Consider the following 20,746-nt stretch of genomic DNA (forward strand, 5'->3'; position numbering starts at 1 on the left):
AATACGAAGATCGCCATTCGACGCGAAGGCCTCATCGGCGCAGCCACTTGAATGATGAACATCAGAAATTACTTATATTAATAGGCGTGCAGTGCACGCGGGAATGATGCTTAGCTAGGCATCATGCTGGGAGGTTGTTATGGCAAACGCACTGATGGAAGGAAGAAGGATACAGGATTGGGTCAACCTGGTCCTGGCGGTATGCTTGTTCATCTCGCCATGGGTTGTCGGCTTTGCGGCTGAAGCCGCGCCGACCTGGAACGCATGGATCGTCGGCATCATTCTCGGCGCCCTGGCGATCACGGCGCTTTCGGCTTTCGCCGAATGGGAGGAATGGGCAAACCTGGTAGTCGGCCTATGGTTGATTGCCTCGCCATGGGCGCTCGGCTTTGCGGCCAGCGCAGCAGCGATGTGGACGGCCGTCATCATGGGAGTGCTCGTCGCTGCGATATCGCTATGGGCAGTCTGGGATGTTCATCATCCGCATGCTCACGCCTAGGCGCGGGTAACAGCAGTCCGACTGGCTGGATAGCATGCAATAAGGCAGTGAGGCGGCGTACAGCAAAACAGCCGCCTCGCGAAACGTTTGTTCGTTCTTACGGTTCTACTGAATGCCCTGCATAATAGGGAAAATGGTGGGTGATGTAGGGCTCGAACCTACGACCCGCTGATTAAGAGTAATCTAGAAATCTCTACAGGCCCTGCAAAGCAAGGAAAGTGGTTTCCAATGGGGTGTCAAAAAACCCGAAAAACTCCGTGAACAAATCGCGAATTGGAAACCGCTATTCGATCTCATAGATCGGCGCGTTATCCTTCAGCGCAGCTTTTGAACCGAAGGCCCCGCAGAGTTACTGCGGGGTTTGTCCTTCAACATCTGCGAGATTTTACTGGCAGTTGCCGGCCGCATTTTTAACCTGACCTGGTGCGCAGTCGGAAGACTCTTGCTTGCCTTGGGAATCCTTGTCTTTATCGGAAGAGCTCGTCCCAGAGGTTGAAGTACCAGATCCGGTACCGGAACCTGACGTGTCGCCGGACTGGCCAGAACCACTAGTTCCACCAGAACCGCCGCTGGCCTGAGCCATGGCCGAAGTTGCAAGACCGATCGAAAGTACAGAGACGGTGATGAGTTTCAGAAGCATTGGATGATCCTCCCATTAGCTTCAGTTATGATCCATCCTCAACACCATGGCTCTCATGATGTTCCGGGTTAGTGTCGGAGATGTGATCGATGTAGGCAGCGTTTAGCCGCGCGGCTATGTCGACTGCCTCCTCACGGGACAATCCAGTGAGCGTGCATCCGGATGCCTCGACAGGCAGGCCCGTTTCCTTGTCCAGCACTGACCATGAGCGATCTATCAGTTGCACGGACGCGGCCTTCGGTCCCTTTGTCAATCTGCGGCGAACCATGGGAACCTCCCGTCGCCGAACTTCCGCGGCGACGACCGGGTTCCTTCGCTTTAATTCAATCTCATAAATATCCGCATCCTCCTCCGGCTCGAGCGTGGTGCGTCGACGCGCGATATTCGATCTCGGCAATCAGTAGGTCACCCAGAAGGCGTACTAAAGGGACCAAGAGTACCCAAAAGGGATAGCTTTTTTGTCCATGCTCACTGACCTAATGTCACAATGACCGGCGATTCCCCAAGGCGACGGGCAGAGGGGCAGACATGGCACACATTCAACCTACTAGCGTTGGTGGCTTCACTCTCCGGCCGAACTCGCTATCGATCATATCGATACTATTCGTTGTGGCGTTCGTCATCCTTTCATTGTTCTGGCATGTCGGGAACGAACCGGGTGAGGGTAAGGCGATCATGTCGATCGCGCCTAAGATATCGATAAGCGCACCATGACGGGCGAACATTGGGAAACGGTCGCGGCAGGCGAGCTCATAGAAGGCGCTGGCCGCTCAGTTGTCGAGTGACCGCAACGGAATGCAGCACGTGACATTCGCCCGCGCCAAAAACGGGACTGACTTCAGCCTCACTCAATCTCGTAAATCCCGGCATTCTCCTCCGGATCGCGCCGCCCCTTGTATGACGACTGCCGCAGCTTTCCGTCATGCGTCCATGCCCGATATTCGACCTCGGCAACCAGCGTCGGCTTCACCCAAACGATATTTTGCGACGGCCGGAATATTCGACAGGTGGCTTCTTCACTTTCAACTTGTCGAGTGCGGCGCGTAGCTCATGGGCCGTTCGTTCATTGAAGCCAGTCCCGACCGATCCGACATAGACTAGTGGTCAAAATCTGACGCTTGGTACCGGAGCCGTAGGCCCGCTCAGGGTGGGAAGCGGACATCAGAGGCGATTCGCATTGAGCTCCCCTAGTCCGCCACCGTCACGCCCGGCTTGCGGCGGCCAGCGCCGCCTTGATCTGCGGTCCGATCTTGTCCCCTACCCCATTACCGAGGGCCATGACGCCCTTGGCCGGCCGCGCGATCAGGTCGATGTCCAAGATCTCCCCATCGGCGTTGAAGCGGATGAGATGCGCGCCCTTCATCTGGATGTCGCCGACATGCGCGGCGAATTCGAGCATGGCGCTGTCGCCGCCCGCCATCTGGCGTTCATACCTGAAGTCCTCGAATACCCCCGCCGCGGTTCGGACCAGAAGGCACACCAGGTCATGTCCCGGATAGGGGTGCCACTCCACCGGCGAATGGTAGATCGCCTCGGCGGCAATGATCGTGTCCAGCTCGCCAAAGTCACCGCTTGCGACCATGGCGAGCCACCTCGCCAGAGTTGCCCGCGCCGCCGAACCGAGCGGTGTCGTCGTTTCAGTGGGCATGGCAGTTCATCCTTCCGCTGAGGACAAGATAGGGATTCCTCTTTCGCGCCCATAGGACGAACGGCACCGACGCATTCCGACACCGAGGACGAATTATTCCTCGGCGGACGCGCGGGGCTTCCGCGCACTGCCACGGCCGCTATCGCCGTGGCGCAGGCGGCCGCTGAACGTGGCGGCCGTGAGCAGTGTCCTTCTCAAGACGCGACCGCAACGCTCGAATGGCAGCTCAGGGTCGGAACAGGTAATCCGCATCGGGTACCAAGCGTCAGATTTTTACCACTAGCTTGCGGCCCTGGCGCGCGCCGAGCAGCAATGAACCAATCCCGGCACGCGCAACGAACGAATGCTCATAGCCGACAATCGCGAAGCCTGCCCTCGAGGCCGTGCTCGCAGGCAGCAAAGTACAGCCGGTCTCCGTCGGCTTCGATCTCTTCCGAAAGCCGGATGACATCGTCCCTGCTCTTGATCAGCCCTTCCAACAGATGCCGGCGCGCGGTGAATTCCAACTTCCTCAGATCGCGGCCGTCGAAATAGAGAAGGTCGAAGGCCATGAAGATCGCTTCGTCTGAGGTACGCTTACCGCCGCGGCCGCCGAGCGATTGCTGCAACAAGCCGAAATCAGAACGGCCTTGCTCGTCGAGCACGACCGCCTCTCCATCGAGGATCGCGGTCGCCACGTCGAGCTTCTTCGCCGCTTTTGCGATGGCCGGAAATCGATCTGTCCAATCGTGGCCGCCGCGGGTTATGACGCGAACGCCTTTCGCCTCGATATGAATGGCTAAGCGGTATCCGTCCCATTTGATTTCGAATGCCCATTCCGGTCCCTTTGGCGGCCTTGGTTTGAGCAACGCAAGGCACGGAGCTATGCGGTCTGGCATGGGATCGAGGGGAAGATTAGGCTGTGCTGGATCTCGCGGCTTGCGTGCTCGGGAGCGAAGCGGCTTATCGGTGGCGAGCAGAGGCTTTGAAGGTGGAGACTTTGCCATCCGATGATTACATCAGGGAATACTTAAAAAGAAAACGAAATTTGAGACAATGACGACGGAAGAATATCAGCCGAAATACAAATGGCGGGAGACATGGCCGGGCGAAGAGCACCAGGACTTTGTCTCTGTGGATGGCGATTTACAGTTCGGGCGCAGCGCTGGATCAGTACCTCCTGTCCGTCATGCATTCACTCCTGCATGGCGGCCGTGCGGTCCGCCGCCAGGCACTTGTGCCTGTATCAGAACTAACTTCTCCAAAGCACACTGCCTCGCTTCATTCGGCGGGGCTTTTTATGTGCTAGCGGAACGATTTCGACGGTTAAGTCGTTGAATTGAACGGATTGCGCGGCGCTACTAACCACGCACGCGCATCTAGCCGGCGACCTGGCCTTGCTCAGCACCCCGTCCGCAGGGCCGCTTTTTTGTCCAGAACCACAGATTAATCTGCTTCGCCGCTCGAACTGTTCGCCAAGGGCGGTTGAAACCGTTCTAGCGATGTCTAGTTCACCATCAAAACCAGCAGGCAGACTGGGCATGAAGTATCGGATTGAGGCAGAGGGCAACGCCAAATACCGTGTTGTCGACAGTGACACCGATGAGATAGCCACCTGGAAGAGCCAACTCCAGACAGGCTTGTCGCATCAGTTAGCGGAAGCCCTTTCAGGTTATCTGAATGCGCTCCACCGTTACGATGAAGCCCATGGCGGGCACCTCAGAAGGCCAGAAGACTAGCCCTTCGCACGGCTGCTGCCACAGCAACTCACGTCGCCCTCTTCATAATGATCAGCTCTCGTGCCGGCGTACCTTCTCCACCAGAGATGTTGGTGTGGACGGCCCCCGAACGGCATCGAAACGTGCCAGAGTGAGTCGTTAAGATCTCAAACAAAGGGAGCCGCCCATGGACAAGGTTATTCGCATCGGCATGGACACGTCAAAGCATGTTTTTCAGCTCCACGGCGTGGACGCCGCTGAGAAACCGGTCTTGCGCAAGAAGATGCGCCGCAAGGAAATGATCGACTTCTTCAGGATTTGTCCGCCAACCGTGATCGCCATCGAAGCCTGTGGCGGCTCCCATCACTGGGCTCGGCTGCTGACCTCGCTCGGGCATGAGGTGAAGTTGATCGCGCCGCAGCTCGTGAAGCCTTATGTAAAGCGGAGCAAGAATGACGCTGCCGACGCTGAGGCATTATGCGAGGCGATGAGCCGCCCAACGATGCGGTTCGTGCCGGTCAAGGCAGCCGATGAGCAAGCCGCCACCATGTTGGTCGGCGTCCGGGATCGCTTGATCCGCAACCGCACCCAACTCGCCAATGCAATGCGAGGTTACGCCACTGAATTTGGCATTTCCGTCGCCAAGGGGCTGGCGCATATTCCCTTGCTGCTTGAACGGATACAGTCCGACGAGACCGTGCCGGAGCTGGCACGGGAATTGTTCGCGAGTCAGGCGGAGGAATACGCCCAGCTGGAAGAAAAGATTACGGACGTGGATGCCAGGCTCATGGCATGGCAGCGAGCCGACGAACGCTGCAAATGTCTCAATACTATTCCCGGCATCGGCCCGATCGGCGCGGCGCTTCTGATCATGAAGACACCGGCGCCAGAGCTATTCCGATCCGGTCGCCAATTCGCGGCGTGGATTGGGCTGACGCCAAAGGATCACTCGACCGGCGGAAAGCTGCGACTCGGATGCATCACGCGGGCAGGCGATGAGACATTGCGAGCGGTGCTGGTGGCCGGGGCAACGGCTGTCATTCAACATGCTCGACGACACGGTAAGGCCTCTTCGTGGCTGGCCGAACTGCTCAAGCGCAAGCCGTCGAAACTCGCAGCGGTCGCACTCGCCAACAAGATGGCGCGTATCGCCTGGAAGATCATGGTGTCCGGAGAAAGGTACAACGCAAAATATGCGTCCGCTCTGGTGGCTGACGCGACATAAAGATCAGCACGACACGGGAAGTTCTAACTTACAATCCGCGTTGAGTTGCTGATTCTCGAACTTGCAAGATAGGAGCAGATGGTGTGATCGATCGATCCAAGACGTGAGACAATCCGTCCTATCCTTTGGCCTTTTACAAGGTCGCAGAGATGTTTGGAACTCACGTCGCGGAAACCATCTTGGCCAGCGTCTATGTGAGCGCAACAACAGGCCGGACATATGGGCGCAAGCGATCGGATCAAAATCGTCTCAGAATATCTTGCGAGCAGGGGGCCGTCCACATATGGAATAGGTCAATTCCGCTGCTGCGAAAGTGACCGCTGAACACATCGCGGATCTGCGGAACGTCGTTGATGGACAAAATGAAGTTGCAGCTGGCATCCGCTGCACGGAATGGGGCAGTTACAGCTTCGAGGAGAGCAAGTCGATCACGCTCTGGTATTTGCGGCAAACATCAGCCGTTGAATTATCGTGAATTGCCACCGCATGACGGTGAGCGATCCTTGATCGGCGAATAGGCCGCCCTCATATGACGGGTCCCACTCTGCGGCGGCTGTCATATCCAGCGAAGATTTTGGGAGGGACGCATAATGGGTGATCCCGATCGATATTCCGGAAAGCCCCCGAAACGGGGCTGCGGCGTGTGGATACTGATAGGGATGGCAGTGGCATTAGCGCTTCTTAGTGCGTTGGTCTTGGGCTTTTTGGGCTAGCCTCGTCCGCGCATCAGATTGCCGGTGGATTCTTCAGCGTCGTGTGACCGTACGCTACCGGACAGGAACGCTGTTACTGTTTCGCTCGTTAACGCAGTGGATTGCGTGGTATGTCATCATCCCGGCTGTAGCTAACGGCCGCTCCAGACGCTGCGCGTCCAGCCAGTCATGCTGGCGACCTGGCCCTGCTGAAACCCCGTCCACAGGGAGCCTCCTTTTGTCCGGAATCGTACTAATACCTTTGGGCCAGTTTACCGGCAGATCGTCTCACCCATCTTATAGGAGCCGCCAGTTTGAGCGGTATTCTTCATTTCCCTTTCGCCCCGCCGATCGGACGCGGGGCTTTTTTTGGAAATTGTCTTTCAAGAACGCCGCGCGAGTTCCCGCTGAATGCGAATCTCTTCGCGGATCCGATCGAGTTCCGTCGCCAACAAGCCGTCGACGAGGAGCGATGCCGGCGACAGTGCGTTAAGCCAGGAACATTTGACTGTCTGGAATGTTAAGAGCGCGGGTCGCGTGGCTACTTGCTGAGAGTGCCATAGAAGAACGTCCCGATGGTAACGAGAACGGTGAAGCACACGCCGGCTGCAGCCCAGATAACAGGCCACTGCGTCTTGCTGCTGCTCCGAAGCTCGTTCGAGAGAGATGCAATATTGGTATTGACCCCTTGGAACCCGCTATTCATGTTCGAGCGAAGGTCGATAATGTCCTTGTCCTGGTTCTCGACGCGCTCGCTGAGCCGTGCCCAGGAGGCCATAGGATCGAATGAGTTGCCGTTCGTGGTCATATCGGTAGCCTCTGCCATCCCTGCGCCTGCCCCTGCCCTGTCTGCTGAGTTTCTTCTTAACGAACGGGAAATCACTCGGCTGGTAGCGTGTGCCAGCCGTTCGCGATCGCCCGTTTCGCGTTCGGTAAGGCCGTGGCGTCCTGTTGCGAGCAGGGCGCCCGGCCGCTTTGGTTCAGCGTGCGCCGTAGCGCGTCTGCATGTCGCGGCCCCAAGCCCTGCAATCGTCAGCCTGGCGGTCCCGGTTATCGGCAGTGATTTCCCACCGCTGGTTAATCCAGCGGAATTTCTCGCCCACCTTCGCCTTCACGCGCTCGACATGGGCGGTGCAGGCTTCAGGAAGCGGAGGGAAGTCTACCGAGGCGGCTGTTTGTCCCTTGGCCTGTGCGGCCCTTGTGGCCCGCTTCTCGACCGTCTGGCATCCGGCCAGGCCCATGAGGATGATGAAGATCAGCGCCTTCCGTCCCATTGCTGGTCCTCCTCGCTCCATCGGCCGCCGTCAGGACTGGTGTCTGCGGCAATCCTCGCCTCAAGTCCTGCCTCTGCCTCTGACTTCGCCCGCAGAGCCGCTTCTGCTCGTTTCGACGCTTCCGTGGTCAGTTGATCCGCGATAAGGCGTCTCCGGCGTTCCTCGGCCAATTGCGCGGCAATGGCGTCACGCTCGAACTTCGTCACCATCTGCGAGGTTGCGAGGCGTACCTGTTCGGCGGCGTAGCGCTGCTTCTCCCCGACCGCGAGATTACCAATAAGCGGAATGACGTTGATGTACGGGATCTTCGATACGACCGGCACGCCCTCGTAGTAGACGAGCAGTGCGACGACAGCGCAGCCGGCGACACCGAGATAGCGAACAATAGCGAGCAGGATCGTCATTGCTTCACCTCGACGGTGGTATCCGTGTCGCCTTGGCTGACTGCCTGCTGCGCAACGTCGGCTTTCAATTCGTTCTTGCGATCCCAGACAGCTCCAAAGATATAGCTGCCAACCGTGCCGCCGAAGAGTGAAGCGAGGTTGATCATGGCAATCTCGCCAATAGCATTCGGCCGCGGGAAGACGACAAGGAAGGTTATCAGCACCGCTTCCCAGATCAGCGACAGGATGATGATCCTCCGCCGCACCGCCCAATCAGGCGAGGCCTTGTGGTCCATGAAGAACTTCATCAAAGCAGTTCCAGAACCTTGGCGCGCAACTTGTCGCCGCAATCCTTGGCGCCGACGGTCTTCGGATCGAACGGCAGGCGAGCCACGTCCCATTTCCCGTTTTGCTGGATGCCAAGGTTTCTCTGCACCTCGGCGTGGGACAGGATGGTCTTGTCGGTGACCGGGATGTGATAGAAGGCCGCGAGGTGCGCGATGACTTCAATCGCCCTGTTCCACTGCGTTTCCGTCATCGGGAACTTGCCGGGATTGAACGGGCTCTCGATCGCACCCGCCATGCAGGCCATGGAAACGCCGATCGATCCGGTGTTGCAGTTTCGGGTGTGAGCTGCGTAATCGCCGTCGGCGCTCGTCACGTTGTCCGAGATCGTATGATCCCCGCGGACCACGTTCCCGTCGCCTTCGACGATGATGTGATAATGCTCCTTGTCGAGCTCAGAGCATTTATGCGCGCCGGCAGACCAATGCAGAATGACACGGCTCATCTTCACCGGCTGGAGCCAATCCAGCGGAAGTCGGTATGTCATGGCGATGTTCCTTGAGGTTAGGCGGAAAAGAAAAAGTCGCGATGCGCTTGTGTGCCGTTGGCGGCTGCGCTACCCAGATGCAATTTGAGATTTAGGGGCTGGGACTGTTTGCATGGAAATCGATTTCGACGATATCAACACACGCCATAAGCAGCATCCGAGCCGTTTCAAACGGGCGGTAAAGCTTGCGTGGAAGCATGTTCGCCCGAGGATCGATGGCGGAAAACTCCTAGAAATCGGGGCGCAGCATCAGCCGATCGGCAAGTACTTCCCGACGTTCGACTATTGGAGCATGGATATCCGAAAGACTGCGGACAACGTCATCGTTGGCGACATAACGAACTGTCCGGAGGTCGAGAGCGAGTCTTTCGACCTCATCGTAAGCCTAGACGTATTCGAACACCTGAACCGCCCATGGAAAGCAGCTGAGGAGATTAAGCGGTTGCTGAAGCCTGGCGGCATTGTGTTCGTGACGACCATCTTCTCCTGGCGCTACCACCCATCTCCGATTGACTATTATCGCTACAGCCCAGATGCGCTCGAATTCCTCTTCGAGGGAATGGAAACACTCGAAAAGGGGTGGGACTATACCGAGCGTCGACGAGACAACCGAAAGGAAACATCGGTGGAACCAGTCGACGAGCTTGGTGGTTGGCGCGAAAATGTTCGGGTCAACTATGTTGGGCAGAAGCCTGTGAAATAAGCTTCACACCGGTGAAACGCTCAAAATTGTAGGTGGCCCAGATGCTATCGCATCGATGACGATATCAAGCGTGACGATGCGGAAGTGTTTAGCCTTCGGGAATTGCTTAAGCATAGCAGCGTGCATTTCCCAAAAGTGAGCACCTTCAACTGTATAGGCCAACCCAGTGGAAGACATGCCACGATTGACATGACCGTCCTCACTATCGACCGCCAGTCCGTCAAGCACTCGCCAGATTATCACCTCACGAAAAATGATCCTTACTTTCCCATCGCCTTCTTTCCTTGCTAAGTCGATGTGCAGCGTCTTGGGCTTCCATTTGAGTGCCGAGACTTCTGCTTCAATTGCACGGAAAGGGGTAGGACCTGGAATTTCTTTGTACTCAGCCATCTAATCACTTTCGCTGCACGAACGATTGTACCGTCACGCGCATATGCGCTAAGGATGGCAAGATTTTCAATCACTTTCACAGAGGGGTAACGGCGTGTCATTCTTAGAACCGGGAAGCGCTTACAGAGAATTAGGTGAAAGGTTCTGCGCGCTACGCGATGTCGCTGCGCAGGCGACGTCTGTTGAAGAGCTAAAAAACGCGGTCTTAAAGCTCTTCGATATGATAGAGGAGATTAACGCCGACAGACTGATTGACCGTTACCACCATCCGGCATGGGATGGCGAAGAGGGTGGCCAAGTCATAAATTTAGATGACGAAGATTAGTCGTTAATCTATTTCAAACGCTCCACGTCGTCGGAACGGACCCATCCCCAGGACTTGCCGCCAATCAGGCCCTCGTCAGTCATCTCTCCTCCGATATTGTTGTTCTCGACCTCGAAGACCCGGACACCATTGGGAACGCCGGGGAGGCTGGCTGTTGTCTCCTGGCCAAGCGTGAACTCCTGCGCAAGATGCCATTCGGTGAAATCTTTCGAGACGTCGCCATGCACGTTCCTCGCAGGCCTCGTGAAGCGGACTCTGTCGCCGGTTTTAAACTCACTCATTGAACCATCCTTTTGGATCAAGCGATTTCGTAGGTAATTTCAAAGTAGATGCGCGATGTCGCGGTGAGGTTCGCGGATGCAAGGTTTGCATCGGAAGCATTGTCGCGCATTGAGAGTTCGATGACATTGGTATTCGGCGCCACATAGCCAGCGAGCACTTTTCCGGCTGTCAAGGCCAGGGACGCGAGATTTGCGAAACTAGCCGCCGCCACGGCCGCCGAATTGTTCCGGGAAGTATGCTGAAGGCCAGTAATGACCATCTGTCCGGTGCCGGCGAGCGTAATTGCCGACAGCCTTTATATGTGACCTCCCTACCCTTCCTTGTCCAACTACCGGCAGACGTGAGGCCATATGTTCCGGCCGTGGTCTTGCCGGCAATCCCCGGCGTCCAAGTCCCTTCCTCGTAGGAATACCAAGAAGAGCCGTCAAAGCTGATCTCGCCCTTGCCTGTGGCGCGTCGACGGCGCCGGAAATATTCGTCAATTCCGGACGAGCTCTTATAAGCATCGCGCATCTCGCCGTTCGCCGCCGGCGATCCGAACTGAGTAACAACATTGTTTTCAAAGTTCCCCTGCCTTGTCGTAAGGCCGTTCTTTGCGCCACTTTCCAAGCCATCATATTCGATCATACGACCAAGTGCAGGATATGCATCGAAACTATAGATCGGTACGTCTGAACCTGTATCCACGCGAACGTTCGAGAACCACTTGCCAGAGACGATCGAGACCGCACCAGTGCAGGTCGAGTCCGTCTGCATTTTGCAGGGGTCGCAGCCTGATAGGCAGAGCCAGTTTCGCAATAGTCAGCGTTGACGCGGATACCGCGGCAGTGACCCAGTTTGACAGACCACTAGCGGAGGACGGGGAACGCCAGCGGTTGACGCTATCTGTCGGTTTCCATCACTGGATGATACCCTTCAGTTCAAAGCCCAATGGGCGGCGCCAGACGACGACTAAGGCGCAGTCCTTCCCTGTACGATGAAGACGACATTCGTCACGCCGTCGTAGTTATTCGGATCGCCGTTGAGGACGCGATACTGTTTGCCGTTGGCGGTGACCACGATGTCGCCGACGGTCGGCTCGATCGCGAGGCCAACGGACGAGATGTAAATCTGCACATCCCCTGCCTGAATGACCGTCCCGTCGATCTCTCGCGCCGTGTATCCCATCGGCACGAGCTTGGCCGTGTACGAGGTTTCGACCGGATCGCCGCCCGTGACAGGGTCGGGAGGCGTCAGGCGCTTCACGTTGCCGATTTGCCCATATGACGTCAGCATGCGGTTCGCAGTGGCCTGCAGGCGCGTATAGAGGGCGTTGGCCATCAGACTACCAATATCCCCGGCAGCAGAGGCACGAGGAACGGCCAGAGCAGTCCTTCGATGATCGTCACGACCGGTGTTGCGAGCGCCACAAGATCAGCGATGTCCGTCGACGTCGAAACGGAATACTCAACTTCCAACTGTCCGACCTTCTCACGCTTCACCGTGGCAGAGCCGGTTATCACGGGTGAAAGGCTGCCAGGATTGGCCAGCTCGAGAAACGCGGCCTCATAGCTCGCGTTGATGATGGCGACCGGGATTTCGCTGTCTGGGATCGCCTCGCCGTAATAGGTGGTTGCCCCGGTGCGCGGCCAAGCCCGTTCTTGCGCATAGCCGCCCGTCCTTGCCGCTGAACCGCGGCTCGTACCGATCGATCACCAGAGAGCCGCGCTGGCGTGCTGCGGTTTTCTGGGCATCGGTCGTTCCAGCCGGAAAGACATAGCCGGCGGCTTCCGCATATGCCGTGAAATCAGCATTGTTTCCGTAGCCAGCCATGTCATTCTCCGGGAGGAAGTTGAACCTGGCAGTTGCCCGCCGGGTGGATTGTCACTTCTTGTCTTCGGCCGCGGCAGTCTTGGCGCCGAACTCGAACCAGCCGGTTTCTTTCGATACCTTCAGTTCTGCTTCGGAGACTTCGACGTCGACGGTCTGGCCCGGCTCGATCAGAACCGGACCTTCCTTGGCGTTGATGCCGCGCGGGCCTTTGGAGACGTTCGTTACCTTCATGGTCGGTTCTCCTCAGATGCCGTCGAGGTAACGGACAGCCTTCGGACGGCGGATATCGACACCACCGACGCGGAAGATCCCCGGGACATCGAACTTGATCGGCCCGGTCTGCCATGCCGGCAGGAACCGGAACGGCATGGGGATGTGCATCTTCAACACTTCCGGCGAGCGGCGATATGCCACCATACGCTTGGTGCTGGATGCGCCGGCCGTGTCGAGATATCCGAAGACGCCGCGGATCGTCAGCGCCTGCCCAGTCGTGCGGGTATAGATGTTGTTCCGTTCGATCCATTCGAGAATGGTCGTCTGGTTGACAGCATCGATACGGCGCGTCGAGAGGTCGAGCAGAACCGCATACGGCAGCAGGATGGTATCCGCGATCTCGGCGCCCAGCGTGCCGGTGAAGATGCCGGTGAGCTGACCGTTGATATCGCGAAGAACCTGATCCGGCGTCTTGCTGGCGAAGGTCGTGGCGGAGCCGGTACCATCTGCCGGCGCCGTCGTTGCCGTCGGCGTCGAAGAATTGACAAGGCCGGTATAGCCCTTGCCGACGGCACCGGAAGTGCTGGTATCCCACTGAGCGTTCGCGATGAGGGTGTTGGAGGTCGACGTCTTGGAAAGGACGCCGGTCGCCGGGGTGTAGTAGACGGGATCGCCAACCGCGACGGCCTCGGAAGCCGTAACGACGATGACGCCCTTCTTCACGACGGCGACATTGTCATACTGCTCGTACTTGCCGGTGGGCCGGGTCGTATCGAGCACGGCAATGCCGCAGAACTTGACGGTTGCTTCGGAGTCGACGACCTGGTTATCGGCCGTACCCTGGACGCAAACCTTGCCGAAGCCGATGCCTTCGACGTCTTCCGCAAGGCGGGTGACGACGACGGACGGCTCCATGTTGAGGACCATGCCCTCGACCCAGCGGGCGTGCTGGGCTGCGTAAGTGGTCTGGATTGCAGGCATTAGGCTGCTCCCTTCGACTGATTGCCCATCCATGCCGACGTCAGATGATCGGTCATTTCCTTGTGGGCTGCGGTTACGGTGGAGCCGTCAACGGGCTTGAGGCCATCCTTGACGACGGTGGCGAAGGGGTCTGCGGCCTTCACGTCCTTGGCAATTGCCTTGAACATGCCGGAAATCTCCGCATCGGAGGCATCCTTGACCATCTCGTCGCCGAGCTTGGCCTTGACGGCGGCGCGGCGGAGATCAGCGTCGGACTTGCCGCTGACTTCGATCTTGCTGTCGATCGCCTTGATGGTCGTGACCAGTGCGGCGCGATCGGCAACGAGCTTGTCGAGGTCTTCCGGCTTCGGAGCGGCGTCCTGGGCCTTCTTGAGATCGGCCTTGAGAGTGCCGATTTCCTCGTCCTTGGCAGCGATTGCAGCGTTGTGAGCCGCATCGTTCGCCGTGATCTTGGCTGCGGAGGATTCCAGATCCTTCTGCAGCTTGGCGATGGCCTGGGCGCCCTGGTCGGTCGTCTGAACCGACAGTCCGTCCACGACCACAGTCCGAAGTGCTTCAGTCATGTCGACTGTCTCCTTGTCAGTGGTGATAATCGGGGCGGCGCCCCACTTTTCCGCACCGTCGCCGATGCGAAGCTCTTCCCTGCCGCGCGCCTTACCGACGATCGCGACGTGGTTCATTTTGAAATCGGACATGATGGCGTCGAAGGCCTCGCCAGAAGGCGTCACACCGTCGGCAAACGTCACTTCCGCGCTGTAGCCCATGGAAAGCTCGCGCGTGCCGTCCTCGACCGTCTTGATGGCCTTGGCATCGCGAAGCATCATCGGCACGCGGACGAACTCGCCATCGCGGAGCACGTCGTCTCCGACCTCGCCAACGGCCAGGTCTTTCCATGTCTCTGCAGACACGCCGTTCTTCGGATGCCCGACAGTAACCGGGACGCCGGCATAACTCGCGATGGCGTCCTTCTTGAACACCTCGTTCTCGGGCCGGTAGACGCGTACCGCTGCTTTGTCCGCCATGCCTACCTCAGATCCGAGGTAAAGCTGCACATTGCCGCCACGGGCCACCTTGGCGGAAACAACGCCGTAGCCATCGGCCGTCCGACGGATCGCGCCGTCGAGCGTCAGCTTGTCTTCGAATTGCATGGGTTATCTCCCTGCCCTTGGTCAGGGCCGGTTGGTTAGGCGTTTCGATTTCAGATGGTCAGGATACCCACCATTTAAAGCTAGGGTACGGGTACGTCGTTCAACGTAATGTAGTCGTCACTAAAATATGCTTAATGAAGGCGAGGCGTTCCCGCCTCGATCTCCAATTGTCATGCTCTTTGGCCCGCCAACACCCCGGCGGGCCTTTTTCATTTCAGGGCTTGCCCCCCACAGATGATGGAGAGGTATACGAGTGGATAGCTCGCCTGATGCGAATGCATCTCTTTATTAGCAAGTACAAAAATGTTCTTCTGGGGATGCCTCCGCATAGGCAATCGTACTACCTCCCGATAGTGCGTGGGCTCTCTCTCCAGAGCCCGACTGCTTGGCCCGCCTCTCCTAGTGGCGGGCCCTTTTCATTTCAGTGCTCCCCCACCATTGAGGGAGGGGTGATGGGGAATGAGACGAAAAGACCAAATGCTCTCGGGTTTTGAAAATGCAGGCGTGCGTTCACATTCGAGATAGAGGGAAAATCCAAAATTCAGACTCGACTTTTGATTTACTTCCTGTTTGTTTTCCCTACGCGGCACTGGGGGACGCATGGCGCGCAAACCAAGACAACCGATTTCAAATCAAGAAGCCCTTGTGGCTACCTTTGCGAAACACTCCATTAGCTCTAGATCAACGTTTCATCCCGATCAGTGGTCGTCAGGAAAAGAGCCGGCCGATATGTTGATCATCGTCGGGAGAGCGCTTTTGTTCTTCAACATGAAGGACTCCAAGGCTTACCTAAAAGACCTATACGAAGCAAACCTGAAACAAGCGCGCGACCGTATTGATGAATGGCGCGGGGGTCGGCAGCTTCGCGGCAAGAACGATTGGCGATCATTCATCATCCATTGGACTGACATCGACTATATCCACGTGATCAGCGTCGTTGATGGCCGTTACGCCGGCTGTTTGGGGCATGATGTGGAGCAGTTAGACATGGATGAAAAGGTTCGCCTCTGCACTACCGTGACATCTAAGGTCCTCCGCGAACTCGCAAAACATGGGGGCGGCGCTCGCGATCTTATCGCGATTTGCCAGCAGATCGAGGCAAAGGGTCAAATCAGCGAAAACGCGACGGTGAGGTTGGTGCGTAAGCGCTACAACGCCCTCCTTTACGAGGCTATGGAGTCCGTTACCATTCAGCCATCGAGGTTGGGTCGAGCCATCATCGGCGGCCGGGAGGTCAGCGCGTTCGATGAGTATCGGTTCACATTCGAGGCTACCAGAAGCCAGTCCGGTGAAGGGTTAGAAGTATTCTCCGATCTAGCGTGGAGCGACATATTCCCTGCCATCGCTTTCATAGTCAGCAGTACCGCGGAAATGGAATGGCTTGAAGAAGGACAGGCAAGATCGGCATGTTTCGGGGAGAATACCAAATTCAGGGTTGTGATTTCCTCGAATATGCAAGGCTTGAATCTCAGACTCCAGGAGATCATAGACATGTCGAGACTTGAAGGCTCGACGTTCACTTACCTGATCAGTCTCACCAACATAGGGCCAATGGGAACTTTTGCCGTTTCCGGCCCTCCTGAAAAGTGGTCCACTGAATTAGACCTAGGTCGATGATGGGGCGGTGGGTGTTAGGCGGGTGCCGACCAGTTCAAGAGCGTGCGCGGATCACTCACCTTGCGAAGCTCCACCTCTCCGACCTTGACGATTGGCGTTCCAGCCACGTTGGCGTCAAAGCTGATCTCAAGACGCCAACGGACGTTCGACGCTGCATCTGTGATCTGGAAGGCCGGAGTTTCGAGATAACCCGCCCGAGCAAGCGCTGACCACTTTTCGTTGGCCGAACCGCTGTTGAACGGTTCCATCGCGTAGGCATCCATACTTCCTGCGCCTTGATCGGAAAGCAGTAGCGAAACGCCGGTGAAGCCAGCATAGTTGTTCGTCTCGATCTTGCACCGGGCGGTAAACCAGTCGCCAGCAACAGCGCCAGTCAGAGAGGTATTCGCCGCAGTCGTGCGGAAGTAGAACATATCCTCCGCTGTGCCGGCCGGCGTGAACGTCAACACCTGATAATCGCCAAGGCCGTCAGCGCGGCTTTCCTTCGAAGCAACCACAGAGGAGGCGCCTGAAGATCGCTCTGCGCGCATCCCTGTCGCAACAGATCCCGTTACGCCTGTTCCGAGGGCGCCGCCCGTTCCGAGGCAAAGCGGGTTCGTCAGACGATTGCCCATCGGATTGTTGGTCGCGTCGAATAGGTCATCCGGGTAGGCGCTGAAGTTCTGCGCGGCGGGTAGGATCGTGGCAAGGAATTGTGCGAAGGCATAACCGACAGCTTCGCCACCCTTGGGATTGAAGTGGATAGCGTCGGGCGAATAGCCGCTCTTCGGCTCGCCATAGGTCGACGCCATATCTACCCAAGGGAGGTTCCAGTCGAAGAAATTGCAGTTCTTTCCAGTTGGCCTTTGCCCGCTCAGCGCTTCCGCCTGCCCAGGAACCAACTCCTCTAGCGAGGATGGGAGCGATAATCACCGGCTTGTTGTATGAGCGGACCATCTCTGCCGCAGCCTCCCTTACCGTCTGGATCGTCTCTTTGGTTTCGGATGGCATATCGTTGGTGCCGAGATCGATAAACACGATATCGCAATCGATATTGCGGCAAAGGAAATCCACCCGATCCAGAATTTGCTGCGCCGTCTGACCGCTGACGCCGGCATTCAGCCCTTGGAAATACCGCGTAGCGCCGGGCGTGCCGCTCGGCTCCCAACCTACATAAACCGTGGCGTCCCACCAAATCGGGCACCAGAACAGTCTGCTGGCATAGAAACGAGCCCACGACAGCCAGCCGCGCGACCAGTGAGAAATCTTCGGGCTGGAAGTGCCAACATCATTTTGTTGAATGAGGGATGTGCCGATGACGCCAAGCCGGTAGCCGCGCGACGGGACAACATTTTCAAGATTGAGTGTCATGTTGCGATCCTCGTGGCGACGATTTCATAGTTTCCGGTGGCGGGATTAAGAGCCCTTACCGGCTCATAGTTTCCGGTGGCGGCGTTCCTTGCGACAAGGATCGTGTAACCAGCAGGCACCCCGCCGCCCTTTACTGGGATGGTGTCCACCCAATCACCAATACTGTTCTGGACGGCCTTCTCGGTGACAAACCGCACCGGAACGCCGAAATCGCTCTCCTCTACCTCAATGACGTCGACGGGATGGCCGATGATATCGGTTTCCCCATCTTCCACTTCGCGCACAGGGATGGATTCGACCACCTGCCCCGCGCTGTTCGTCGTGAGGACGGTCGAGACGGTCTTGACGAGCATCTATCAGGCCGTGATGTGCCGGACTGCCCGCATGACGGCGTCCTCTGCATGGGTGTTTGCCAGCGACAGGTCACGCGAGGCAAACCGATCCCCCTGCGGGTCCGTGCCGCCGATCTCATGCAGCTTCTCGATGAACGCCGCGCCCATGTCCTTCACTTCCTGCATCTGAGCCTTTTCGTCATCGTGAGGACGCGATAGGTATGGCGCACGGCATTGTTTACGGTGCGATCGTCGGAGGAGCTGTCTACTTTGCTCATGATTCCGAAACTCCTGCTTTCCAGTCGTCATTAACCTCGGCGAAGATTTCCGGACCGAACACAATCTTGCCGCGGTACGGCTCGACCTTGTCGATGTCGACCTCTCGCGGCTCATACGTGATGGTCACGTGCGGGCTGTAATCCGGATAGCTCGTCTCGGCGCCGATCCGCTTCAGTTCCATGTGCCGCCATGACAGCGAGGCTGATGCGAATTCCAGCACGACAGCGCCGCCATCGAACTTCGATATGACACGCGGTCCTCCGGGCGGGATGACGAGCGTGCCATCCTCGTTCCAATAATCCTGGCCAGCCTTCATCCAGTCGACTGCGGTGCGGGAATAGATCACGGTCACATGCAGATCGTCGGCGGCCAGCGTGGTCTTGAAACCCTGTCCCTTTGCCCATGCGATGATGTCTGCCGCATTGATGACCTTACGGCTGACATACAACGACCGTGGAGCTGCGTCGGCGGTTTGGCGGGCGTTACCCATTTGCTGAGGTCTCGTCGCTGCCTGTGCGGTTGCTGCGGCTGCCAGTTCCTCTTCGGATGGTTCTTGCTCCTCGATCGGGCCGTATTCCTCGATCGCCTCAGCCAATCCAGGCAGGTTGCCATCCTCAACGATGCGGTTTGCGAGAGCCTTGGACACGGCCTCGCGAGTGATGATCTCCTGGCCGCTCCCGTTGCCTACCAGTTGACGGGCACCATCGGCATAGGTCTTGAAGACGTCCGCCCGTTCCTTTTCGGTCTGGCTGTAAAGCGGTGCCCACTCGTAATAAATCGACTTGTCGCGTGTACCGGTCGCCGATCGAATGCAGACCTCGTCGAAACGCCACAGCGAGGGCGATAGCTTGTTGCGCTGGTCGGCACTGACGCGGTCGTAATAGTTCTTCAGCGTGACCTCGCCATTCGATCCGAGGCCGGAAGGGGCATCCTGCAGGAAGCGAACGAGCGGGATATCCGCAGCGCCGGCCGCCACCTGAAGGTATTGACGAAGAAGCTCCGGGAACTGCCCGAAATTGATGGTCTTCTGCTCCCACTTCTCGCCTACCCCGTTCGGCCCGGTGCCGCCATTACCCTCGAGCAGCAGCATATTGAACATGCTCTTGAGCGTGTTGGCATAGGTGAAGCGCTCGGTCAGCTTTTGCGTGCTGGTCGTATTGGCGAGATGCTGAGACAGGTTCGGGATGTAGATGACATCCGTCTTCGCCTCAGGGATCAGAGATGCCGTGTGCTCCTGCGATGACGCAGCGTTCTGAAGAGCGTCATAGACGACTTGCAGGACGCTATCGCCCCAGACTTCGTTCTCTGCCAGCGCCTTGTCGAGGATCGGCGCCCCGATGAACTTGATTACCCTGGAAGGATGGATATCAACCTGGATGCCATCCTTGCTGCTCACCCGCCACATGACCGGCTCGCCGTAATAAGGTGATGTGATATCCCGGTTGATCTCCTCGTAGCTGACCTGGTCGCGGCCGAGCACATGGACGTATTTCAGCGCATCCTTGCCGACGCGATCGAGGACAAGCTCCTCGTTCATCTGGCCGGACTCGACGCCGAGGATCATCAGCGCACCGCCACGCAGGCGGGCAAGCTGCATCGCCTCGTTGACCTTGGCCTGCACGTTGATTTGTGGAGCGCGCTCAACGGCCTCCAGGAGCTCGATGACTCCTTCGTCGGCCTTCCACTCGCGCCACTCGCGGGTCATATCGTCCGGAATGATGTCGACGACCTTGCGGGCCATCCAGTCAGACCGGTGCATGGCTACGAGCTTGGCGGGATCGATCGGCGTGAAAACGTAGCCTGTCGATACCTTCTTGTCCTTCGACGTGCCAAGGCCGCTGACGAAGTTCTGCAGGCGGTCAAAAAGCAGCATCAGACAACATCCAGCATGCCGTACCGGTAGGACGGCTCAACGAAGGTCAGCATGAGCGCATCGGCATAGTCAGGGCTGTTGATGCCCCTGCGCTTCAACGCTTCCTTCTTCTCAATCATGATTTTCCCACGTTCGTTGCGCTCCCACTTGACGAGAGACATCTCAAGGCAAAGCTGGTCGCTGTCTTTGTCGCCGGATGGCAGGGCAAGAAGGTCGGTGAGCGGATGCTCCTTACCGCCTTCCTTCCCCTCGATCATGAGGACATGCTCGTGCGTCCGCTGTAGTGCGGTGCGGCACATCCACCAGATCTCAGCTTTCTGGTTTCCGAATATTTCATCGGACGTTCTGCCATCGGGCCAGCGCGCGCTTGATGGCGGCACGCCTGTATTGACGGCTGTCACCTGCATTCCGGCGAGCGGGTTATGCATCAGCGTCGATGAGACGCCGGCACCAACGCCAGGAGCATCGAAATTCAGTTTCTGCGCTGCGGTCTCCCGCGCGATGTCCAGCATCCAATGTGCTGTCTCTGTGGTGTCAGGGTTCCCCCTGCT

26 protein-coding genes and 3 pseudogenes are annotated in these 20,746 nt (G+C 57.7%); 6 read left to right on the forward strand and 23 right to left on the reverse strand.

The features are described 5' to 3' along the window. The first annotated feature begins 139 nt into the window (after positions 1-139). Positions 140-499, forward strand: a complete 360-nt coding sequence (locus QA644_RS10610; protein WP_239598309.1) for an SPW repeat protein — start codon at positions 140-142, stop codon at positions 497-499. 385 nt (positions 500-884) lie between these two features. On the opposite strand, the gene QA644_RS10615 is transcribed toward QA644_RS10610, so the two are convergent. The 5 genes and pseudogenes from QA644_RS10615 to QA644_RS10635 form a co-directional block, all read right to left on the reverse strand. After that, on the reverse strand, positions 885-1,139 hold the full coding sequence (locus tag QA644_RS10615) for a hypothetical protein (RefSeq protein WP_084796962.1): 255 nt from the start codon (positions 1,137-1,139) through the stop codon (positions 885-887). A 25-nt stretch (positions 1,140-1,164) separates the two neighbouring features. Then, positions 1,165-1,407: a hypothetical protein gene (locus QA644_RS10620; protein ID WP_283072281.1), complete on the reverse strand. Its 243-nt coding sequence runs from the start codon at positions 1,405-1,407 to the stop codon at positions 1,165-1,167. 576 nt (positions 1,408-1,983) lie between these two features. Further along, positions 1,984-2,237, reverse strand: a pseudogene (locus QA644_RS10625) (ATP-dependent DNA ligase); the annotation flags it as partial. Between the two features lie 103 nt (positions 2,238-2,340). Beyond that, on the reverse strand, positions 2,341-2,787 hold the full coding sequence (locus QA644_RS10630; RefSeq protein ID WP_283072282.1) for a nuclear transport factor 2 family protein: 447 nt from the start codon (positions 2,785-2,787) through the stop codon (positions 2,341-2,343). 277 nt (positions 2,788-3,064) lie between these two features. After that, positions 3,065-3,773 (reverse strand): annotated as a pseudogene (locus QA644_RS10635) (ATP-dependent DNA ligase); the annotation flags it as partial. Between the two features lie 534 nt (positions 3,774-4,307). Between QA644_RS10635 and QA644_RS10640 the strand changes: the two are divergent. Together QA644_RS10640 and QA644_RS10645 are read left to right on the forward strand one after the other, a co-directional pair. Continuing rightward, positions 4,308-4,505 (forward strand): hypothetical protein, encoded by a 198-nt coding sequence (locus tag QA644_RS10640; RefSeq protein ID WP_283072283.1) that lies wholly within the window; start codon positions 4,308-4,310, stop codon positions 4,503-4,505. A gap of 166 nt (positions 4,506-4,671) precedes the next feature. After that, positions 4,672-5,709 (forward strand): IS110 family transposase, encoded by a 1,038-nt coding sequence (locus QA644_RS10645; protein ID WP_283069254.1) that lies wholly within the window; start codon positions 4,672-4,674, stop codon positions 5,707-5,709. 1,233 nt (positions 5,710-6,942) lie between these two features. Here the strand turns inward: QA644_RS10645 and QA644_RS10650 are convergent. The 5 genes from QA644_RS10650 to QA644_RS10670 form a co-directional block, all read right to left on the reverse strand. Continuing rightward, on the reverse strand, positions 6,943-7,227 hold the full coding sequence (locus QA644_RS10650) for a hypothetical protein (RefSeq protein ID WP_283072284.1): 285 nt from the start codon (positions 7,225-7,227) through the stop codon (positions 6,943-6,945). Between the two features lie 154 nt (positions 7,228-7,381). Beyond that, a complete protein-coding gene (locus QA644_RS10655) occupies positions 7,382-7,675 on the reverse strand; it encodes a hypothetical protein (RefSeq protein WP_283072285.1) in 294 nt (97 codons plus the stop codon). Continuing rightward, positions 7,657-8,079: a hypothetical protein gene (locus QA644_RS10660; RefSeq protein WP_283072286.1), complete on the reverse strand. Its 423-nt coding sequence runs from the start codon at positions 8,077-8,079 to the stop codon at positions 7,657-7,659. Before QA644_RS10660 ends, QA644_RS10655 begins: the two co-directional genes overlap by 19 nt. Beyond that, the gene (locus QA644_RS10665) at positions 8,076-8,366 is read right to left on the reverse strand and encodes a hypothetical protein (RefSeq protein WP_283072287.1); all 291 of its coding nucleotides are present in this window, start codon (positions 8,364-8,366) and stop codon (positions 8,076-8,078) included. Before QA644_RS10665 ends, QA644_RS10660 begins: the two co-directional genes overlap by 4 nt. Further along, positions 8,366-8,890 carry an N-acetylmuramoyl-L-alanine amidase gene (locus QA644_RS10670; protein WP_283072288.1) on the reverse strand — a complete coding sequence of 175 codons (525 nt, stop codon included), beginning with the start codon at positions 8,888-8,890 and terminating at the stop codon, positions 8,366-8,368. Before QA644_RS10670 ends, QA644_RS10665 begins: the two co-directional genes overlap by 1 nt. A 112-nt stretch (positions 8,891-9,002) precedes the next feature. Between QA644_RS10670 and QA644_RS10675 the strand changes: the two genes are divergently transcribed. Beyond that, positions 9,003-9,593, forward strand: a complete 591-nt coding sequence (locus tag QA644_RS10675; protein ID WP_283072289.1) for a class I SAM-dependent methyltransferase — start codon at positions 9,003-9,005, stop codon at positions 9,591-9,593. A 3-nt stretch (positions 9,594-9,596) separates the two neighbouring features. Here the strand turns inward: QA644_RS10675 and QA644_RS10680 are convergent, their stop codons facing one another. Further along, complete coding sequence (locus tag QA644_RS10680; RefSeq protein ID WP_283072290.1) at positions 9,597-9,983, reverse strand: hypothetical protein; 387 nt, start codon at positions 9,981-9,983, stop codon at positions 9,597-9,599. 94 nt (positions 9,984-10,077) lie between these two features. Between QA644_RS10680 and QA644_RS10685 the strand changes: the two genes are divergently transcribed. Continuing rightward, positions 10,078-10,308, forward strand: coding sequence for a hypothetical protein (locus QA644_RS10685; RefSeq protein WP_283072291.1), 231 nt, complete (start codon positions 10,078-10,080; stop codon positions 10,306-10,308). Positions 10,309-10,316: 8 nt separating this feature from the next. Here QA644_RS10685 and QA644_RS10690 read toward each other — a convergent pair whose 3' ends face one another. The 7 genes and pseudogenes from QA644_RS10690 to QA644_RS10720 all read right to left on the reverse strand — a co-directional run bounded on the left by QA644_RS10690 (position 10,317) and on the right by QA644_RS10720 (position 14,744). Beyond that, the gene (locus QA644_RS10690; protein ID WP_283072292.1) at positions 10,317-10,589 is read right to left on the reverse strand and encodes a hypothetical protein; all 273 of its coding nucleotides are present in this window, start codon (positions 10,587-10,589) and stop codon (positions 10,317-10,319) included. A gap of 17 nt (positions 10,590-10,606) precedes the next feature. Further along, positions 10,607-10,762, reverse strand: a complete 156-nt coding sequence (locus QA644_RS10695; protein ID WP_283072293.1) for a hypothetical protein — start codon at positions 10,760-10,762, stop codon at positions 10,607-10,609. 779 nt (positions 10,763-11,541) lie between these two features. Continuing rightward, positions 11,542-11,910 (reverse strand): hypothetical protein, encoded by a 369-nt coding sequence (locus QA644_RS10700; protein ID WP_283072294.1) that lies wholly within the window; start codon positions 11,908-11,910, stop codon positions 11,542-11,544. Next, positions 11,910-12,402, reverse strand: a pseudogene (locus QA644_RS10705) (DnaT-like ssDNA-binding protein). Before QA644_RS10705 ends, QA644_RS10700 begins: the two are co-directional and overlap by 1 nt. A 51-nt stretch (positions 12,403-12,453) precedes the next feature. Beyond that, positions 12,454-12,633 carry a hypothetical protein gene (locus QA644_RS10710; protein ID WP_283072295.1) on the reverse strand — a complete coding sequence of 60 codons (180 nt, stop codon included), beginning with the start codon at positions 12,631-12,633 and terminating at the stop codon, positions 12,454-12,456. 12 nt (positions 12,634-12,645) lie between these two features. Further along, positions 12,646-13,596: a major capsid family protein gene (locus QA644_RS10715; RefSeq protein ID WP_283072296.1), complete on the reverse strand. Its 951-nt coding sequence runs from the start codon at positions 13,594-13,596 to the stop codon at positions 12,646-12,648. After that, positions 13,596-14,744 (reverse strand): DUF2213 domain-containing protein, encoded by a 1,149-nt coding sequence (locus QA644_RS10720; protein WP_283072297.1) that lies wholly within the window; start codon positions 14,742-14,744, stop codon positions 13,596-13,598. The genes QA644_RS10715 and QA644_RS10720 overlap by 1 nt, the downstream gene beginning before the upstream one ends. 600 nt (positions 14,745-15,344) lie before the next feature. On the opposite strand from QA644_RS10720, the gene QA644_RS10725 reads away from it, so the two are divergent. Continuing rightward, positions 15,345-16,361, forward strand: a complete 1,017-nt coding sequence (locus tag QA644_RS10725) for a hypothetical protein (protein ID WP_283072298.1) — start codon at positions 15,345-15,347, stop codon at positions 16,359-16,361. A gap of 14 nt (positions 16,362-16,375) precedes the next feature. On the opposite strand, the gene QA644_RS10730 is transcribed toward QA644_RS10725, so the two are convergent. From QA644_RS10730 to QA644_RS10750, 5 genes are all read right to left on the reverse strand, one after another. Continuing rightward, entirely contained in the window at positions 16,376-17,152 is a 777-nt protein-coding gene (locus QA644_RS10730; protein ID WP_283072299.1) for a hypothetical protein, read from the reverse strand. A 555-nt stretch (positions 17,153-17,707) separates the two neighbouring features. Beyond that, a complete protein-coding gene (locus QA644_RS10735) occupies positions 17,708-18,064 on the reverse strand; it encodes a hypothetical protein (protein WP_283072300.1) in 357 nt (118 codons plus the stop codon). A 3-nt stretch (positions 18,065-18,067) separates the two neighbouring features. Continuing rightward, complete coding sequence (locus QA644_RS10740; RefSeq protein WP_283072301.1) at positions 18,068-18,229, reverse strand: hypothetical protein; 162 nt, start codon at positions 18,227-18,229, stop codon at positions 18,068-18,070. Positions 18,230-18,317: 88 nt separating this feature from the next. After that, complete coding sequence (locus QA644_RS10745; RefSeq protein ID WP_283072302.1) at positions 18,318-20,195, reverse strand: phage portal protein; 1,878 nt, start codon at positions 20,193-20,195, stop codon at positions 18,318-18,320. Further along, a complete protein-coding gene (locus QA644_RS10750) occupies positions 20,195-20,707 on the reverse strand; it encodes a hypothetical protein (RefSeq protein WP_283072303.1) in 513 nt (170 codons plus the stop codon). The genes QA644_RS10745 and QA644_RS10750 overlap by 1 nt, the downstream gene beginning before the upstream one ends. Between the last annotated feature and the right edge of the window lie 39 nt (positions 20,708-20,746).

This window comes from Rhizobium sp. CC1099 (genome assembly GCF_029714385.1).
Lineage (GTDB): Bacteria > Pseudomonadota > Alphaproteobacteria > Rhizobiales > Rhizobiaceae > Rhizobium.

Coding starts and splice junctions, on each gene's coding strand:
- QA644_RS10610 (WP_239598309.1), top strand. CDS start 140: ATGGCAAACGCACTGATGGAAGGAAGAAGGATACAGGATTGGGTCAAC.
- QA644_RS10615 (WP_084796962.1), bottom strand. CDS start 1,139: ATGCTTCTGAAACTCATCACCGTCTCTGTACTTTCGATCGGTCTTGCA.
- QA644_RS10620 (WP_283072281.1), bottom strand. CDS start 1,407: ATGGTTCGCCGCAGATTGACAAAGGGACCGAAGGCCGCGTCCGTGCAA.
- QA644_RS10630 (WP_283072282.1), bottom strand. CDS start 2,787: ATGCCCACTGAAACGACGACACCGCTCGGTTCGGCGGCGCGGGCAACT.
- QA644_RS10640 (WP_283072283.1), top strand. CDS start 4,308: ATGAAGTATCGGATTGAGGCAGAGGGCAACGCCAAATACCGTGTTGTC.
- QA644_RS10645 (WP_283069254.1), top strand. CDS start 4,672: ATGGACAAGGTTATTCGCATCGGCATGGACACGTCAAAGCATGTTTTT.
- QA644_RS10650 (WP_283072284.1), bottom strand. CDS start 7,227: ATGGCAGAGGCTACCGATATGACCACGAACGGCAACTCATTCGATCCT.
- QA644_RS10655 (WP_283072285.1), bottom strand. CDS start 7,675: ATGGGACGGAAGGCGCTGATCTTCATCATCCTCATGGGCCTGGCCGGA.
- QA644_RS10660 (WP_283072286.1), bottom strand. CDS start 8,079: ATGACGATCCTGCTCGCTATTGTTCGCTATCTCGGTGTCGCCGGCTGC.
- QA644_RS10665 (WP_283072287.1), bottom strand. CDS start 8,366: ATGAAGTTCTTCATGGACCACAAGGCCTCGCCTGATTGGGCGGTGCGG.
- QA644_RS10670 (WP_283072288.1), bottom strand. CDS start 8,890: ATGACATACCGACTTCCGCTGGATTGGCTCCAGCCGGTGAAGATGAGC.
- QA644_RS10675 (WP_283072289.1), top strand. CDS start 9,003: ATGGAAATCGATTTCGACGATATCAACACACGCCATAAGCAGCATCCG.
- QA644_RS10680 (WP_283072290.1), bottom strand. CDS start 9,983: ATGGCTGAGTACAAAGAAATTCCAGGTCCTACCCCTTTCCGTGCAATT.
- QA644_RS10690 (WP_283072292.1), bottom strand. CDS start 10,589: ATGAGTGAGTTTAAAACCGGCGACAGAGTCCGCTTCACGAGGCCTGCG.
- QA644_RS10700 (WP_283072294.1), bottom strand. CDS start 11,910: ATGGCCAACGCCCTCTATACGCGCCTGCAGGCCACTGCGAACCGCATG.
- QA644_RS10710 (WP_283072295.1), bottom strand. CDS start 12,633: ATGAAGGTAACGAACGTCTCCAAAGGCCCGCGCGGCATCAACGCCAAG.
- QA644_RS10715 (WP_283072296.1), bottom strand. CDS start 13,596: ATGCCTGCAATCCAGACCACTTACGCAGCCCAGCACGCCCGCTGGGTC.
- QA644_RS10720 (WP_283072297.1), bottom strand. CDS start 14,744: ATGCAATTCGAAGACAAGCTGACGCTCGACGGCGCGATCCGTCGGACG.
- QA644_RS10725 (WP_283072298.1), top strand. CDS start 15,345: ATGGCGCGCAAACCAAGACAACCGATTTCAAATCAAGAAGCCCTTGTG.
- QA644_RS10730 (WP_283072299.1), bottom strand. CDS start 17,152: ATGGCGTCGACCTATGGCGAGCCGAAGAGCGGCTATTCGCCCGACGCT.
- QA644_RS10735 (WP_283072300.1), bottom strand. CDS start 18,064: ATGCTCGTCAAGACCGTCTCGACCGTCCTCACGACGAACAGCGCGGGG.
- QA644_RS10740 (WP_283072301.1), bottom strand. CDS start 18,229: ATGCAGGAAGTGAAGGACATGGGCGCGGCGTTCATCGAGAAGCTGCAT.
- QA644_RS10745 (WP_283072302.1), bottom strand. CDS start 20,195: ATGCTGCTTTTTGACCGCCTGCAGAACTTCGTCAGCGGCCTTGGCACG.
- QA644_RS10750 (WP_283072303.1), bottom strand. CDS start 20,707: ATGCTGGACATCGCGCGGGAGACCGCAGCGCAGAAACTGAATTTCGAT.